Origin of the sequence: Enterobacter sp. Ap-1006 (assembly GCF_011752835.1) — a bacterium.
Classification (GTDB): domain Bacteria; phylum Pseudomonadota; class Gammaproteobacteria; order Enterobacterales; family Enterobacteriaceae; genus Cedecea.
On record NZ_VWWU01000005.1, the window covers coordinates 175016 to 189732 of the forward strand.

Annotated in this window: 16 protein-coding genes; 13 read left to right on the top strand and 3 right to left on the bottom strand. The window is 56.0% G+C overall.

The annotated features are described in order from the left end of the window. Positions 1-74 precede the first annotated feature (74 nt). Positions 75-1268, top strand: coding sequence for an anthrax toxin-like adenylyl cyclase domain-containing protein (locus tag F3J28_RS16710; RefSeq protein ID WP_286178283.1), 1194 nt, complete (start codon positions 75-77; stop codon positions 1266-1268). Here F3J28_RS16710 and F3J28_RS16715 read toward each other — a convergent pair. Continuing rightward, positions 1265-1918: an ArsR/SmtB family transcription factor gene (locus tag F3J28_RS16715; protein ID WP_166877955.1), complete on the bottom strand. Its 654-nt coding sequence runs from the start codon at positions 1916-1918 to the stop codon at positions 1265-1267. The two genes, F3J28_RS16710 and F3J28_RS16715, sit on opposite strands and share 4 nt — an antisense overlap. A gap of 138 nt (positions 1919-2056) precedes the next feature. On the opposite strand from F3J28_RS16715, the gene F3J28_RS16720 reads away from it, so the two are divergent. After that, the gene (locus tag F3J28_RS16720; protein ID WP_166877958.1) at positions 2057-3244 is read left to right on the top strand and encodes an MFS transporter; all 1188 of its coding nucleotides are present in this window, start codon (positions 2057-2059) and stop codon (positions 3242-3244) included. Between the two features lie 119 nt (positions 3245-3363). Then, positions 3364-3564, top strand: coding sequence for a glycogen synthesis protein GlgS (locus F3J28_RS16725; protein ID WP_205247231.1), 201 nt, complete (start codon positions 3364-3366; stop codon positions 3562-3564). Positions 3565-3796: 232 nt separating this feature from the next. Here the strand turns inward: F3J28_RS16725 and F3J28_RS16730 are convergent, their stop codons facing one another. Both F3J28_RS16730 and F3J28_RS16735 read right to left on the bottom strand, forming a co-directional pair. Next, positions 3797-4054 (bottom strand): YjhX family toxin, encoded by a 258-nt coding sequence (locus tag F3J28_RS16730; protein ID WP_166868601.1) that lies wholly within the window; start codon positions 4052-4054, stop codon positions 3797-3799. 206 nt (positions 4055-4260) lie between these two features. Then, positions 4261-5184 (bottom strand): LysR family transcriptional regulator, encoded by a 924-nt coding sequence (locus F3J28_RS16735; RefSeq protein WP_166877964.1) that lies wholly within the window; start codon positions 5182-5184, stop codon positions 4261-4263. Positions 5185-5409: 225 nt separating this feature from the next. Between F3J28_RS16735 and F3J28_RS16740 the strand changes: the two genes are divergently transcribed. From F3J28_RS16740 to F3J28_RS16785, 10 genes are all read left to right on the top strand, one after another. Beyond that, a complete protein-coding gene (locus F3J28_RS16740) occupies positions 5410-6654 on the top strand; it encodes a dicarboxylate/amino acid:cation symporter (RefSeq protein WP_166877967.1) in 1245 nt (414 codons plus the stop codon). A 42-nt stretch (positions 6655-6696) separates the two neighbouring features. Beyond that, positions 6697-7887 (top strand): cystathionine beta-lyase, encoded by a 1191-nt coding sequence (metC, locus tag F3J28_RS16745; protein ID WP_166877970.1) that lies wholly within the window; start codon positions 6697-6699, stop codon positions 7885-7887. A gap of 153 nt (positions 7888-8040) precedes the next feature. After that, positions 8041-8949, top strand: coding sequence for an N-acetylmuramic acid 6-phosphate etherase (gene murQ, locus F3J28_RS16750; RefSeq protein WP_166877973.1), 909 nt, complete (start codon positions 8041-8043; stop codon positions 8947-8949). A gap of 2 nt (positions 8950-8951) precedes the next feature. Beyond that, complete coding sequence (gene murP / locus F3J28_RS16755) at positions 8952-10403, top strand: PTS N-acetylmuramic acid transporter subunit IIBC (protein WP_166877976.1); 1452 nt, start codon at positions 8952-8954, stop codon at positions 10401-10403. A 174-nt stretch (positions 10404-10577) separates the two neighbouring features. Continuing rightward, positions 10578-11552: a taurine ABC transporter substrate-binding protein gene (gene tauA / locus F3J28_RS16760; RefSeq protein WP_166877979.1), complete on the top strand. Its 975-nt coding sequence runs from the start codon at positions 10578-10580 to the stop codon at positions 11550-11552. Positions 11553-11567: 15 nt separating this feature from the next. Further along, entirely contained in the window at positions 11568-12335 is a 768-nt protein-coding gene (gene tauB / locus F3J28_RS16765; protein ID WP_166877981.1) for a taurine ABC transporter ATP-binding subunit, read from the top strand. Continuing rightward, on the top strand, positions 12332-13159 hold the full coding sequence (gene tauC, locus F3J28_RS16770) for a taurine ABC transporter permease TauC (protein ID WP_166877984.1): 828 nt from the start codon (positions 12332-12334) through the stop codon (positions 13157-13159). Before tauB ends, tauC begins: the two co-directional genes overlap by 4 nt. Beyond that, on the top strand, positions 13156-14004 hold the full coding sequence (gene tauD, locus F3J28_RS16775; protein ID WP_166877986.1) for a taurine dioxygenase: 849 nt from the start codon (positions 13156-13158) through the stop codon (positions 14002-14004). The genes tauC and tauD overlap by 4 nt, the downstream gene beginning before the upstream one ends. A 76-nt stretch (positions 14005-14080) precedes the next feature. Beyond that, positions 14081-14263 (top strand): type II toxin-antitoxin system HicA family toxin, encoded by a 183-nt coding sequence (locus F3J28_RS16780; protein WP_166877989.1) that lies wholly within the window; start codon positions 14081-14083, stop codon positions 14261-14263. 45 nt (positions 14264-14308) lie between these two features. Beyond that, positions 14309-14716, top strand: coding sequence for a type II toxin-antitoxin system HicB family antitoxin (locus F3J28_RS16785; RefSeq protein WP_008460879.1), 408 nt, complete (start codon positions 14309-14311; stop codon positions 14714-14716). Position 14717 lies beyond the last annotated feature (1 nt).

Consider the following 14717-nt stretch of genomic DNA (forward strand, 5'->3'; position numbering starts at 1 on the left):
TGCTGCCCCGGCCGCCTTTTCCCGGTCGCAGCCTCAATGGCTTGTTGTTTATCGCCGGGAGCCTGGCCGTAAAAATGAAAGTTGAATCCCTCCCTGCGGCGTATCGCCCTTTAGAACTTCACCTGTCCATAGCGAGTCAAACGCCCGGCACGGATCTCTCGCAGCTTGTCTCGCACATCAAAGACAAAACCGGCATCGTGCCTGAGCACCTTATTCCGCTTCAAAAAGTCGCCTCGGAACACAATTGCATCATTGGCGTTCGCCCGGTGGACAAGCTGGCAACGGCGCTGATTGAGGCCGGCTATCCGACCAAAGGATTTCACATCAAGGGGAAAAGCGCCTCGTGGGGGCCGCAGGCGGGGTTTATCTGCGTGGAGCAGCGGTTCAGCAAGCTGGAGAACGCCTCGCCCGAGCGAATCGCGAAGTTTAACCTGCAAACGCAGGCCTGCATTGTTGACGGGCATGCCGCAGCCGTGCCACTGGAAGTTTCCCAGAGCCGCCTGCACGACCTGTTTGAACAGGGGCTTATCGACAAGCTGTCACCTGAGAGCGCCGGCGGCGTGAGTCATCTCAGGGCCAGCGGGCCAGGGGGGGAGCCTTATGCGTTTGAGGCCCGGCGCCTGCCGGGCAGCGGAGAAGCGCAGTATCAAATTTCCCATCACGGTGCACCCTTGCAGGTGCTTGCCCCACACGCTGAAGCCCGGCCCTTCACCGCGGATTATGATCTGCTGGTCATCGCCCCGCACGTCAGCGAGTTAGGGCCTGAGGATAATTTGCAGGTGCCGGATGTGTCCCATCAGGTATTTCGCCAGCGGCTGGAAAATTACCGCACGCTGCCTGAGCACCAGGCGCTGCGCGGGGACTATGACAACCCGGCGAGTTTCTACCGCAAGAGCGACGAGGACACAGGCAACACGAGCGAGCGCGCCCGCCGGATGATTGGCGTGCTGAACCAGGCGCTGGTGGGGAACGGAGAAAAAGTGGTACATCACGCCACGGACAGCGCCAACCCGGTTACCGATCCTGAGAGCAACTACCCGGCCACGTTCGCGCTGCCCCATAAAATCGGACGCTTCGCGCCTTTGTGCATTATTGAAAACAAAGACGATCTTGCGGAGCTGGTGCTGCAGGCCAAGAACGCGGGCTACCACGTTCCGCTGAATCCGCTGTGGGAAAAGGAGGTCCTTGCCGTGCGCAGCGACAGATTTGCTGCCGCAAGGTTAACGCTGGAGGCGGCGCAGCTTACAAAGCCGGTGCGGCGGCGCTAAGCCTCAGTCTCCAGACCTGCAGCCACCCATTCCGGGTACCCGGCATCAAAGCGGCGTATCTTGTAGCCTTTGCGACGAAGATACTCGACTGCTTCGACGGAAAGAATACAGTGCGCGCCCCGGCAGTAGGCGACAATTTCTTTATCTTTGGGCAGTTCGGCCAGGCGTGCTTCCAGCTCTTTAAGTGGAATATTCAGGGCTCCCGGAAGATGACCATCGCCAAATTCGTCCTCTGGCCTGACGTCCAGCAGCGTCACGGCGCCGGATTCCAGGCGACTTAACAACTCATCCCGACCAACCGGTTCCAGTCTCTCACTGGCATTTTGGAAGTCGGCAGCAATGCTGCGAATAGCCTCGCTGTGGTATTCAGCAAAGCAGCGAAGGCTGGCAATCACGCTTCTGACCGGGCCGTCAGCCAGCCGATAAATGATATGTTTACCGTCGCGCCGGGAGGTCACAAAGTTGCCCTTTCGAAGGTTTTGCAGGTGTTGCGAGGTGCTGGCCGTGGACATACCCGTCAGTCCGGACAGCATATCAACGGACAGTTCTCCTCCGGCAAGATGCTCCAGAATTTCAATCCTCGCGCCATTGCCCAGCAACCTCGCCAGTTCGCCGAGGTGCGAATACAAAAATTTTTCCGGCTGGCTCATTGACTCTTCACCTCGTTAACAGCAACATTCAATCATTCAATTGAATGTTTAAATGATGGCGTAATAGGACGAAAAATTCCACCTGAAGAGAAAGGATTTTCGTCGGTAACCAGCTCAATGTTATACGGGATAAATCCGATGTCATATAAAAACATGTACCGCCAGGTGCTCCTTTTGGTGGGTGCCCAGGCAATTTTTCAGACCGTCTCAGTGTTGGTGATGACAATTGGCGGCCTGGCGGGTGGGCGGCTGGCCCCTTCACCTGGGCTTGCGACGGCACCTATCGCCGCGATGTTCCTCGGTACCGCGCTGACGACATTTCCCGCTTCGCTGTGGATGGCCAGAGTGGGACGAAAAACAGGATTTATGGCCGGAGCTGCTGCGGGGGTAAGTGGCGGTGTGATAGCGGGTTTAGGGATTATGTCTGCCTCATTTCTTCTGCTGTGCGTTGGCACACTGCTGGTGGGGGTGTATCAATCTTTTGCTCAGTTCTATCGTTTCGCCGCCAGCGAAGTGGCCAGCGATGCCTTCCGGCCAAAGGCCATTTCACTGGTCATGACGGGTGGGATTGTGGCGGCGCTGGCGGGACCATTACTTGCCCGATTCGGCAGCGATCTCATGACCCCACGCTATTTGGGATCCTTCATTATTTTGGCCGGGATCTCCTCTGTGGCGGTGCTTTTGCTTGCCCGTCTTTCCGCTCCCGCGAGCCGGGAAGCCGCCGCTAATTATGCCCCGGCGCGGCCCTGGGGGACGGTTATCAGGCAGCCTGCTTATCTGACGGCGCTTTTTAGCGCGGCAACCGGGTACGGCATCATGATTCTGGCGATGACGGCTACGCCTCTGGCGATGTCGCACCACCACCATTCGCTGGCGCAAACTTCTAGCGTTATTCAACTGCATGTTTTGGCGATGTTTCTCCCCTCTTTCATTACCGGCAAACTGATTGCCCGCTTCGGCAGTATTCGCGTGATGCTGTCCGGTGTGGCGCTATTTGGCTGCCATATTCTGCTGGCGCTGACGGGAACTAGCCTCACCTCGTTTGCCAGCGCGCTGATCTTCGTTGGTCTGGGGTGGAACTTCCTTTATATCGGCGGGACTGCCCTGCTAACCACCACATTTTCTGCAACGGAAAAGGGCGTTGCGCAGGCAGTTAACGATATGACTATCTTTATTGTTGGCCTGAGCTGTTCTTTAAGCGCCGGGGCATTACTCGAGTGGCTTGGCTGGGAAAAACTTAACGAGCTGCTCCTGCCGTGGCTGGCTTTGTCGGCGATTGTTTTGCTGTGGCAGGCGTTGCGTCAGCGTTCTGTTTCCGGGTACTGACAGCTGGCGTTCCGCTCCTTTTGCCAAAAACGCATTCATTGTTCAAAAAACAATCGTCATCGGGTCGATACTGAAACCAGAAGCATATGACTTACCCAAAAGTTAACTCACAGAGGGATATGCTGATGAACAGAGACCTACAGGCAGTAAAGAATTTTGATTTTCTGGCGCGCAGCTTCGCGCGTATGCAGGCTTCGGGGCAGCAGGTGAATCTCCAGGCCGTGACCGGCAACATGAGCCGCGAGCAAAAAATGTGGTTCTGCGAACGTTTTAACCAGTATTGCGAAGAGGAATCCCGGGCCGCCGAGCTCGAACACTGAAATAACGGGCCATGCGGCCCGTTAAAGTTGCAGACAAAGAAGGAAAAAGCGCGGTTTTTCCCTCTTTGTGGTGAGCAGCCGAAAATCAATGCATTGATTCTCCAGTTTATTTTTCTGGCGACAAATTGCAGAATTTTATCCGCATGAGGTTTGTCATCAGTCTCAACGGGCCGGGTGGCCCGTTATCTGTTTCAGCCCTTCAAAACGCCAGTTTCATCCAGGCTTTCGTCAATTACCTGTTATCCGGCTGGGCGCGAACGTTGTTCAGCCCGCTGGTGTTGATCCGGTACGGTTGTCCGTTGCTGGATTTAATCAGCTTCTTGGTCCTGAGCTTTTTGAACACGGCCAGCGTGCAGTCGCTCAACAGCAACCCTTCGCGGGAATAACATTCAACGGCTGTGACGCGGCCTGACTGGTCGCGAGTGTGAACGATTCGTCCCCCTTTCGCTAAAACGTGGAGGGTACGCTGTTCCTGACGGGATAAATTCATGCTGAAAAACCTTTTCATCATCATGTGCTAAACGTGCCAACACAACGCGTGTGTTCGCATACGGATTAAGCGCAGTGATAATCAGTCCGTCCTTTGGTGGGCGGGAAACTGATTATCGGATGATGACATTCTCCAGCATCAGGCCTCTGAGTGACTTTGGTTGAGTAAACGGGCGAATAATAACACATAAAAACTAAAGGGAATAATCAAGGGATCCAGTTATCCCATGCCGGCTGCGGCGAAAGCTCCCCCACCAGGAAATCAATAAACGAGCGAACCTTCGGGTTGCTGTATTTGCTCGGGAAATAAAGGGCGTACAGCGCGTGGGTGTCGTAGGTGATGATACCGTCCAGCAGCAGCGGAGTTAGCTCGTCCTTTTGAATATGGTCGCCAATCAGGTAGGTAGGCAGGTAGGCAACGCCCTGGTTTTCCAGCACCGATTTAAGCAGGACCAGGCTGCTGTTGGCCTGGATTGGCGTGCGCATTTTTAGCAGGTGCTGCCGTTCATGCTCATCGGTAGTTTTTATCTGCGGCGTTAACCCAGGGTAAACCAGGCAGTCGTGCGTGACCAGATCCGTGCGTTTGCCCGGCATCCCTTTCTTGCTGAGGTAGTCTGCGGTGGCACAGTAAGCCCAGCGTACGGGAGCCAGTTTGCGCATGGCGTAATTTTGCGGCGGAGAGGTGGATATTCGCAGGGCGATATCGAAGTCAGATTCATTAAGATTAATAAAGTTATCGTTGAGGTCAATATAAAGATTCACATCGGGGAAGTTCGCCCGGTATTTATCAACAAGGTTGACCAGCCTGGCGTAGCCAAACGCAATAGAACAGGTGATGCGCAATTCACCCTGCGGATTGTTGTAATAGCTTGATGTGGTATTTAGCGTATCGTCGAATTCTTTAATTAACTTATTAGCGCGGTTAAACAAATATTGCCCCGCATCGGTTAGCGTGATGCTGCGGGTTGTTCTTTTGATAAGCGTAGTGCCCAGCAAATCCTCCAGCGCCGCCAGGCTCTTGCTCACCGCCGAAGGCGACACGCTGAGCTGTGCTGCCGCTTCAGACAGCCCGCCGCAATCAATAATTTTGACGAATACCTCGAGATGCTTGAGTGAAATTGGCGCGCTCATTTTTTCCTTTTATTCACAAGTGATTTGCGAAAACGGTATTAATTCCCCATACCAATCGAATTTTAAAAGTGTAACTATTGCGATGTAGTAAATAAAGAAGTGAGAAAATGAATTTTATACATCATTCGTGATTTGAATCACAAAATCCCGGGGATTTAATTACAGCAGCTGATAATTGTGATTTTCGTCCCAGTTATTATTACTTTTATTGAGAAGGTATCCTTTATGTGGACACGCCTCGAACCCTACAAATCTTCCTTTGTTCTTTTATTTGCTCTTATTGTCGGCGGCCTGCTGGGTATTTATGCCCCGACTTACGCCATTAAATTACAGCCAGTCGGTCAAATATTCCTCAACCTGTTGTTTATGATTATTGTGCCGCTGGTCGGCGTCAGCGTGATGTCTTCTATTGCCGGTATGACCGACCTTAAAAGATTGGGGCGCATCATGGTGGTTATTTTTATTGTTTCCATCGCCATGGCGCTTATTCCCGCCGCAGGCATTGTGCTGCTGGCGCTTTGGTACAACCCGGCTCAGGGCGTGACCATCGATCTTTCCCATTCGGTGAAAGGTGGCTCGGGGGAAATGGATTTTGTCAGCATGGTGACTACCAGCGACTTTGTCGGGTTGTTCTCCAAGTCGAACATCCTGGCGCTGATCGTGATTGCGATTATCGCCGGTGTAGCGATTGGTCAGTCGGCGGATGCGGGTAAACGCATCGCCGCTCTGCTGCAGGACGCCAACACCGTTATCATGAAAATTGTCTCTATTATCATGAAGGTGGCACCTGTCGGCCTGGGCTGCTACTTCGCTGCAACCATGGCGAGCCAGGATGCTTCGCTGCTGATGACCTTCGCTCGCGCCATCGGGTTATTTATGGCGACAACGCTTATCTATTACGTGCTTGGCTCCATTTTCTATTCGTGGATTGGCGGCGGGCTTCCGGCAGTAAAAGCGTTCTGGAAACACGCGATTGAACCTTCCGCGACCGCGCTGGGGACCTGCTCTTCGCTCGGTACTCTGCCGGTTACGCTGCGTGCGGGCAAGGCAATGGGCATCAACCCTGAAATTGTCGATGTCTCGATTCCGCTGCTGGTGAACCTCAATAAAGGCGGCGTGGCGATGATTGCCGCGTTGAAAATCGTCTTTATCTATTCAGTTCTTGGCCTGCCGTTTACCAGCGAAACCTTCTTCCTCGCGATGCTGATTGCCGTGCTGTCGGCCATTATCGTTGGCGGCGTGCCGGGCGGCGCGTTCCTCGGGGAGATCTTTATTGTCACGACGCTGGGGCTGCCGATGGAAGCCATCCCGCTGCTGGTGGTGCTTGGCACCATTACCGATGCACCGGCCACGCTTATCAACGTGATCCACGATCTTAATGCGGCACAAATCGTTGAACGCTTCGCCGGAAAGAAACGTGGTGAACCGGAAACCAGCGCTCCGCTGGCCGCAAACAGCCTCGCTGGCTAAGCCCTCTGAATGGAATGAATCAGGAAATAACGGGAGAATTTTATGAAACAGAAAAGTCATCTTGAAACTCAGCTGATCGTCGCCGGGCGTGAAAAACGCTACACCCAGGGGGCGGTAAACGCGGTCATCCAGCGCGCGTCCTCGCTGGTATTTGACAGCGTGAAAGCCAAAAAATTTGCCACTGCCAACCGGGCAAACGGCGAGCTGTTCTATGGCCGCAGAGGCACGCTGACGCATTTTTCCTTCCAGAAGGCGATGACGGAGTTAGAAGGCGGTGCCGGGTGCTCGCTTTATCCGTGCGGCGCGGCGGCGGTCACCAATGCGATTCTGGCTTTTGTCAGCGGCGGAGATCATATCCTGATGACCGGCGCGGCCTACGAGCCAACTCAGGATTTCTGCAACAAGATCCTGAGCAAATTCAACGTCTCAACAACGTATTACGATCCGCTGATTGGCGCCGGAATCGCTGAACTTATCCAGCCCAATACCCGCGTCGTTTTTCTTGAATCTCCGTGCTCAATTACCATGGAGGTTCAGGACGTGCCCGGGATGATTAAGGCGATTCGCGCCGTTAACCCGGAAATTGTTGTCATGCTGGACAACACCTGGGCCGCCGGGGTGCTTTTCCGTGCGCTGGATTATGGCGTGGATATCTCGATTCAGGCCGGGACCAAATACACCATCGGCCATTCGGACGGCATGTTGGGGACGGCTGTTGCCAACGAACGCTGCTGGGATCGCCTGCGTGAAAACTCGTACCTGATGGGCCAGACGCTGGATGCCGATACGGCGTATATGGCTGCCCGTGGCCTGCGCACGCTGGGGGTGAGGTTGAAGCAGCATGAGGAAAGCAGCCTCGCGATTGCCCGCTGGCTGTCGGCTCATCCGCTGGTGGAACGGGTTAACCATCCCGCGCTGGCTGAATGTCCGGGACATGCGTTCTTCGAACGCGACTTTTCCGGCAGCTCCGGCCTGTTCTCCTTTGTGCTAAAACAGCGCCTGACGGACGAGCAGCTTGCGGGTTACCTGGATAATTTTACGCTGTTCCATATGGCGTATTCCTGGGGCGGGTTTGAGTCACTAATCCTGGCCAACCAGCCGGAAGAGCTGAACGACATTCGTCCGGCAGGTAAGGTGGATTTCAGCGGCACGCTGGTGCGAGTCCATATTGGCCTGGAAAACGTTGAAGAACTGATTGCCGACCTGGAAGCCGGTTTTACCCGCATCGCCTGATTCCCTCTTTTGCCGCCCGCAAGGGCGGCTTTCTCGCCCGAGTTATTCTGCTATTCCCTTTGTCGTGGAATAAAATATTCGTGATTGTGTTCACGCACATGGAATAAAATATTCCATACTATGCACAACAGAACACACACAACGGATGCCCCGATGAAAATTAACTTAACCAAACTGGTCACCGAAGGCCGCAATCCGGCCAGCGCGGAAATCGACACTCTGCCCACCTTAGAGATGCTTAAAGTTATTAATAACGAAGACAAGCAGGTGCCGCTGGCGGTGGAAGCCACGCTGCCGCAGGTCGCTCAGGTTGTCGATAAAGTGGTGGCGGCTTTCGCCCAGGGCGGCAGGCTGATTTACAGCGGCGCAGGAACGTCCGGCCGTCTGGGGATCCTGGATGCAAGTGAGTGCCCGCCAACCTTTGGCACGCCGCGTGAGCAGGTCGTCGGGCTGATTGCCGGTGGGCACCCGGCCATTTTGCAGGCGGTAGAAAACGCCGAAGACAACCGTGAAATGGGTGAGCAGGATCTGCGTAACCTGAACTTTAGCGCGAGTGACGTGCTGGTAGGAATTGCCGCCAGCGGGCGCACGCCTTACGTACTGGGCGCTATGGCCTATGCAAAAAGCGTGGGTGCCACCGTCGCCGCGATCTCCTGTAATCCGGGCAGCGAAATGAGCCTGGCGGCGGATATCGCCATTGAACCGGTCGTCGGCCCGGAAATCGTCACCGGCTCTTCACGCATGAAGGCCGGGACGGCGCAAAAGCTGATCCTGAATATGATCACTACCGGGTCGATGATTCGCAGCGGCAAAGTCTACGGCAACCTGATGGTGGATGTGGAAGCCACCAACGCCAAGCTGATCCAGCGCCAGGTCAATATCGTGGTGGCGGCGACCGAATGCAGCCCGGAGCAGGCCGAAGCCGCGCTTAGCGCCTGCCGCCGCCACTGCAAAACGGCGATCTTCATGCTGCTGAGCGGCCTGTCAGCCGAAGAGGCAAGCGATCTGCTGGCGAAAAAACAAGGTTTTATACGTGAAGCATTGCGGGGGTTAAACGGGTAGCTATGGCGAAAATCACCGGCTCGATGATGGAAGACATCCTGCGCCTGACGGGCGGCAGCGGCAATATCCTTGTCTGCGGCAACTGCATGACGCGCCTCAGGCTGACGCTCAAAAACAGAGATCTCGTTCAGCACGACGACCTGAAGAAAATCCCCGGCGTGATGGGCGTGGTCAACGGCGACGACCAGCTGCAAATTATTCTCGGCCCCGGCAAAGCACAAACTGCCAGCGATCTGATGAATGGCCTGTTAAAGCAGGAGGGCTTAAGCGAGCCGGAGCGTGGCGAAAGCGCGGACCTGGCCGCGCTCGCCAGCCAGAACAAACAGCAGATGAAGGCGAAGCAGAACAGCGCGGTGCATAACTTCCTCACCAAGTTTGCCACCATCTTTACGCCGCTGATCCCGGGCTTTATCGCCGCCGGGCTGCTGCTGGGTATTGCTACGCTGCTGCAGCAAACGCTGATCGTTGAAGGAACAGCGCCTGCGGCCTGGCTGCCCCAGCTTATTGCCTATATGAAGGTGTTCAGCATCGGGCTGTTTACCTTCCTGAGCATTCTGATTGGCTTCAACACCCAGAAAGCTTTCGGCGGCACCGGCGTGAACGGGGCGATCGTCGCCTCGCTGTTTATTCTGCGCTACGTGCCTGAAGGCAAAGTGGGTTACTACGCCGGGATGGATACCTTCTTCGGGCTGGCTATCGACCCGCGCGGCAACATTATTGGTGTGCTGCTGGCCTGTATGCTCGGGGCGTGGATCGAACGGCAGGTTCGACGGATGATCCCGGACAACCTGGATATGATCCTCACCTCGACGATCACCTTATTGATCACCGGGGCGATCACTTTTGTGGCGATCATGCCCATCGGCGGCGAGCTGTTCAAAGGCATGTCCTGGCTGTTTATGCACCTGAACGGCAACCCGTTCGGCACGGCGATTCTGGCCGGGCTGTTCCTGATTGCCGTGGTGTTTGGTATTCACCAGGGATTTGTCCCGGTCTACTTCGCGCTGATGGATGCCCAGGGCTTTAACTCGCTGTTCCCGATTCTGGCGATGGCCGGTGCGGGGCAGGTTGGGGCGGCGCTGGCCCTGTTTGCCCGTTCGCCGAAAGGTTCGGTCCTGCGTACGCAAATCAAAGGGGCGATTATTCCCGGCCTGCTGGGCATTGGCGAGCCGCTGATTTACGGCGTGACGCTGCCGCGCCTGAAGCCGTTTATCACCGCCTGTATCGGCGGAGGCATCGGCGGGTTCTTTATCGGGCTGGTGGCCTGGCTGGGGCTGCCCGTCGGACTGAATACGGTGTTTGGGCCGTCAGGTTTGGTGTCGATTCCGCTGATGACTTCCCATCAGGGGATCTTCGCCGGGATGGCGGTTTACGTTGCCGGGATTGTGATCGCCTATGTGGCCGGGTTTATCATGACCTGGTGTTTTGGCAGTAAGAACGTTGATTTGACTTAAGTTAATATGACTCTTGCCCGCCCGCCTTCTGCGGGCGGCGTTATTCCCGCTCAGCAGCTAACCTTGCCCACTTTTTTTCTAAGGACGGAAAGGCATTAGCGATAATTTTTTATTCTTTTATGGAATCGTTGCCGTTGGAAATACTGCTCTCTCCCCCGAGACAGGAGCAGAATCATGGCAGCAAAACGACACTCACTCTGGCTGGTTGCACTGGCCCTAATTGCGGCTCAGGCCCACGCGGTGGACGTCACCGTGGCGTACCAAACCTCCGCCGAACCCGCCAAAGTTGCGCAAGCCGACGACGCTTTTGCCAAAGACAGCGGGGCGAAAGTGGAATGGCGTAAGTTCGACAGCGGCGCGAGCGTGGTGCGTGCGCTCGCCTCGGGCGATGTGCAAATCGGCAATATCGGCTCCAGCCCGCTGGCCGTTGCCGCCAGCCAAAACGTACCGATTGAAGTCTTCCTCCTGGCCTCCCAGCTCGGTAACTCTGAAGCGCTGGTGGTCAAAAAAGGCATCAAAACGCCGCAGGACCTGATCGGCAAACGCATCGCAGTGCCGTTTATTTCCACTACCCATTACAGCCTGCTGGCTTCCCTCAAACATTGGGGCATCAAGCCGGATCAGGTTCAAATTCTAAATCTTCAGCCTCCGGCAATTATTGCCGCGTGGCAGCGCGGGGATATCGACGCCGCTTACGTCTGGGCTCCGGCGGTGAACGAGCTGGAAAAAGACGGCAACGTGCTGACGGACTCGGCGCAGGTGGGCAAATGGGGCTCCCCGACGCTCGACGTCTGGGTCGTACGTAAAGACTTTGCTGAAAAACACCCTGATGTGGTCACCGCTTTTGCCCGCAGCGCCGTTGCGGCTCAGAAAGGCTACCTCGACAACCCTGACGGCTGGCTTCAGCAGCCGGACAACCTGAGCAAGCTTTCGCGCCTGAGCGGCGTACCGGAAAGCGACGTCCCTGGGCTGGTGAAGGGCAATACCTACCTGACGGCGAAGCAGCAGGTTGAGCAGCTTAGCGGCCCGGTGAATAAAGCTATCGTGGACACCGCGCACTTCCTGAAAGAGCAGGGTAAAGTGCCGGCGGTTGCCACCGATTATAGCCAGTTTGTGACCGACCGCTTCGTGAAGCCGCTGGCGCAGTAAACAGGAGACTCGGCGATGCTACAGGTTTCGCATCTCAGCGCGGAGTACGGCGGCAAGCCGGTACTCGACGACATTAATCTGACGGTGGACGAGGGCGAGCTGCTGGTGGTGCTCGGCCCTTCCGGCTGCGGTAAGACCACGCTGCTTAACCTGATCGCCGGTTTCGTTCCCTATCATTCCGGCAGCATTACGCTTCAGGGCAAAATGGTTGCAGGCCCTGGCGCCGAGCGCGGGGTTGTTTTTCAGAACGAAGGGCTGCTGCCCTGGCGATCGGTACTGCATAACGTGGCCTTCGGGCTGCAGCTTGCCGGGCAGGGCAAGCCCGAGCGGGAAGAGATTGCGCTCGACATGCTGCGCAAGGTTGGACTGGAAGATAAGGCGAAAAACGCCATCTGGCAGCTTTCGGGCGGGCAGCGGCAGCGGGTGGGCATTGCCCGGGCGCTGGCGACGAAGCCCCAGCTTTTGTTGCTGGACGAACCCTTCGGCGCGCTGGATGCCTTTACCCGCGAGCAGATGCAAACCCTACTGCTGAAGCTGTGGTACGAAAGCCGTCGGCAGGTGCTGCTGATCACCCACGACATTGAAGAGGCGGTCTTTCTGGCGACGGAACTGATCCTGCTGTCGCCAGGCCCTGGCCGCGTACTGGAGCGGCTCCAGCTTGATTTTGGCCGTCGCTTTGCCGCCGGAGAGCCGTGCCGCAGCATCAAATCCGATCCAGAATTTATCGCCAAACGTGAATACGTGCTGAGCCGCGTGTTCGATCAGCGGGAGGGCTTCTTATGAGCGTAGTGATTCAGGACAAACCCGTGCGTCGCAGATTAGCGTGGCGCTGGCCGTTTTCGCGTCAGCTCACCCTGAGCGCAACCACGCTGATCGTATTGGTACTGCTTTGGTGGTGGGTGGCGGCGCAGCACTGGATAAGCCCGCTGTTTCTGCCGCCGCCGGGGCAGGTGCTGGCGAAACTTATCACCATCGCCGGGCCGCAGGGCTTTATGGACGCCACGCTTTGGCAGCATCTGGCCGCGAGCCTGGGGCGCATTCTTACCGCGCTTGCCGCTGCGGTGCTGATAGGCATCCCGGTGGGCATTGCAATGGGGCTGAGTCCCACCGTGCGCGGCATTCTTGATCCGCTGATCGAGCTTTATCGTCCGGTGCCGCCGCTGGCCTATTTACCGTTGATGGTGATTTGGTTTGGCATCGGCGAGACATCCAAAATCCTGCTGATTTATCTCGCGATTTTTGCGCCGGTGGCCATGTCCACCATGGCGGGCGTGCGCAGCGCAAAGCAGGTACGCATTCGTGCGGCTCAGGCGCTCGGCGCGTCTCGCTGGCAGGTTATCTGGCATGTGATTTTACCGGGTGCGCTGCCGGAAATTTTGACGGGATTTCGCATCGGGCTGGGCGTGGGCTGGTCCACGCTGGTGGCCGCAGAGCTGATCGCCGCCACGCGCGGGCTGGGCTTTATGGTGCAGTCCGCAGGTGAGTTTCTGGCTACCGACGTGGTGCTGGCGGGGATCGGCGTCATTGCCGTCATCGCATTTTGTTTAGAACTGGGGCTACGGGCGCTACAGCGCCGCCTGACCCCGTGGCATGGAGAAGGGCAATGAGTGAAAAAGTGAACATTAAACCGTTGGGGCCGTATATCGGGGCGCAGGTTGACGGCATGGATTTAACGCGCGCCCTGAGCGACAACCAGTTCGAGCAGATTTACCACGCGCTGATCCGCCATCAGGTGCTGTTCTTCCGCGAGCAGGAAATTACGCCCGAGCAGCAGCGCGCGCTGGCTCTGCGTTTCGGCGATCTGCATATTCACCCGGTTTACCCCCATGCCGAAGGCGTGGAAGAAATTATCGTGCTGGATACCCACAACGATAATCCGCCGGATAACGATAACTGGCACACCGACGTGACCTTTATTGAAACGCCGCCTGCCGGAGCGATTCTGGCGGCGAAGCAGCTGCCGGAAACCGGCGGCGATACGCTGTGGACCAGCGGGATTGCCGCTTACGAGGCGCTGTCGGAACCGTTTAAAAAGCTGTTGTCCGGGCTGGAGGCCGAGCACGATTTCCGTAAATCGTTCCAGGAGTACAAGTACGCTCATAATGAAGTGGAACACCAGCGCTGGCGTGAAGCCGTGGCGAAGAACCCGCCGCTGCGCCATCCGGTGATTCGTACTCATCCGGTTAGCGGGAAGCAGGCGCTGTTCGTCAACGAAGGCTTTACCACGCGCATTGTCAACCTGACAGAAAAAGAGAGCGAGACGCTGCTGGGCTTCCTGTTTGCCCACATCACCAAACCGGAGTTCCAGGTACGCTGGCGCTGGCAGCAAAACGATATTGCCATCTGGGACAATCGCGTGACGCAGCATTACGCCAACGCCGATTATCTCCCGGCTCGCCGTATCATGCACCGCGCGACAATCCTCGGGGATAAGCCTTTCTGGCGCGGCTGAGCATCCGAAGGTGTGATTGATATTTGCTCTTTTGGTGGTTATTATAACCACCAGATTTCACTTCATGGATGAAGGAATGACAAGCGCAGAGCTGATAAGGATGTTGAAAAAGTTGGGATGGCTACATGTGCGTACCAGAGGCAGCCACCACATTTTTGAAAAAGAAGGTGAGCCAAACCCTGTCGTGGTACCCCACCCAACCAAGGATTTGGCCCCGGGAACGTTGCATAAAATTCTTAAGCTACTGGGTGAGAAATGAATAAGTGGCGTGCCAACGAGTAGCGCTTTCAGGAGAGAGGAACGTATGAAATATCCTGTGTATTTGCACCAGGCCGAAAGTGGAAGCTGGTCAGGGTTTGTGCCGGATATTGAAGGCTGCTATTTCGCCGGAGACACCATCGATGAGGCTATCGATGACGCCCATGGCGCGATTAATGCGCATCTGGAATATCAAAGCGAGAAAGGCAGAGCGGTGCCTGTTGCTCTGACGATTAACGATCATAAAAATGATGAGAGTTGCCAGGGGGGCGTTTGGGGATTTGTTGATATCGATATTACCCGGTACGAAGGTAAATCGGTAAAATTGAATATTACGTTGCCACAATCCTTGCTGGCGAGAATCGATAGCTATGTCAGTGGTAATAGGGAGTACGCCAGCCGAAGTGGTTTTTTAGCAGAGCTGGCTCGCCGTGAATTAACTAAACGCCTGTAGC

Excerpts from the sequence above, each read along its gene's own strand:
- F3J28_RS16785 (WP_008460879.1), top strand. The coding sequence starts at position 14,309 with ATGAAATATCCTGTGTATTTGCACCAGGCCGAAAGTGGAAGCTGGTCA.
- tauD (WP_166877986.1), top strand. The coding sequence starts at position 13,156 with ATGAGTGAAAAAGTGAACATTAAACCGTTGGGGCCGTATATCGGGGCG.
- F3J28_RS16735 (WP_166877964.1), bottom strand. The coding sequence starts at position 5,184 with ATGAGCGCGCCAATTTCACTCAAGCATCTCGAGGTATTCGTCAAAATT.
- F3J28_RS16780 (WP_166877989.1), top strand. The coding sequence starts at position 14,081 with ATGACAAGCGCAGAGCTGATAAGGATGTTGAAAAAGTTGGGATGGCTA.
- tauC (WP_166877984.1), top strand. The coding sequence starts at position 12,332 with ATGAGCGTAGTGATTCAGGACAAACCCGTGCGTCGCAGATTAGCGTGG.
- metC (WP_166877970.1), top strand. The coding sequence starts at position 6,697 with ATGAAACAGAAAAGTCATCTTGAAACTCAGCTGATCGTCGCCGGGCGT.
- murQ (WP_166877973.1), top strand. The coding sequence starts at position 8,041 with ATGAAAATTAACTTAACCAAACTGGTCACCGAAGGCCGCAATCCGGCC.
- F3J28_RS16715 (WP_166877955.1), bottom strand. The coding sequence starts at position 1,918 with ATGAGCCAGCCGGAAAAATTTTTGTATTCGCACCTCGGCGAACTGGCG.
- murP (WP_166877976.1), top strand. The coding sequence starts at position 8,952 with ATGGCGAAAATCACCGGCTCGATGATGGAAGACATCCTGCGCCTGACG.
- tauB (WP_166877981.1), top strand. The coding sequence starts at position 11,568 with ATGCTACAGGTTTCGCATCTCAGCGCGGAGTACGGCGGCAAGCCGGTA.
- F3J28_RS16725 (WP_205247231.1), top strand. The coding sequence starts at position 3,364 with ATGCTGATGAACAGAGACCTACAGGCAGTAAAGAATTTTGATTTTCTG.
- F3J28_RS16720 (WP_166877958.1), top strand. The coding sequence starts at position 2,057 with ATGTCATATAAAAACATGTACCGCCAGGTGCTCCTTTTGGTGGGTGCC.
- F3J28_RS16710 (WP_286178283.1), top strand. The coding sequence starts at position 75 with ATGAAAGTTGAATCCCTCCCTGCGGCGTATCGCCCTTTAGAACTTCAC.
- tauA (WP_166877979.1), top strand. The coding sequence starts at position 10,578 with ATGGCAGCAAAACGACACTCACTCTGGCTGGTTGCACTGGCCCTAATT.
- F3J28_RS16740 (WP_166877967.1), top strand. The coding sequence starts at position 5,410 with ATGTGGACACGCCTCGAACCCTACAAATCTTCCTTTGTTCTTTTATTT.
- F3J28_RS16730 (WP_166868601.1), bottom strand. The coding sequence starts at position 4,054 with ATGAATTTATCCCGTCAGGAACAGCGTACCCTCCACGTTTTAGCGAAA.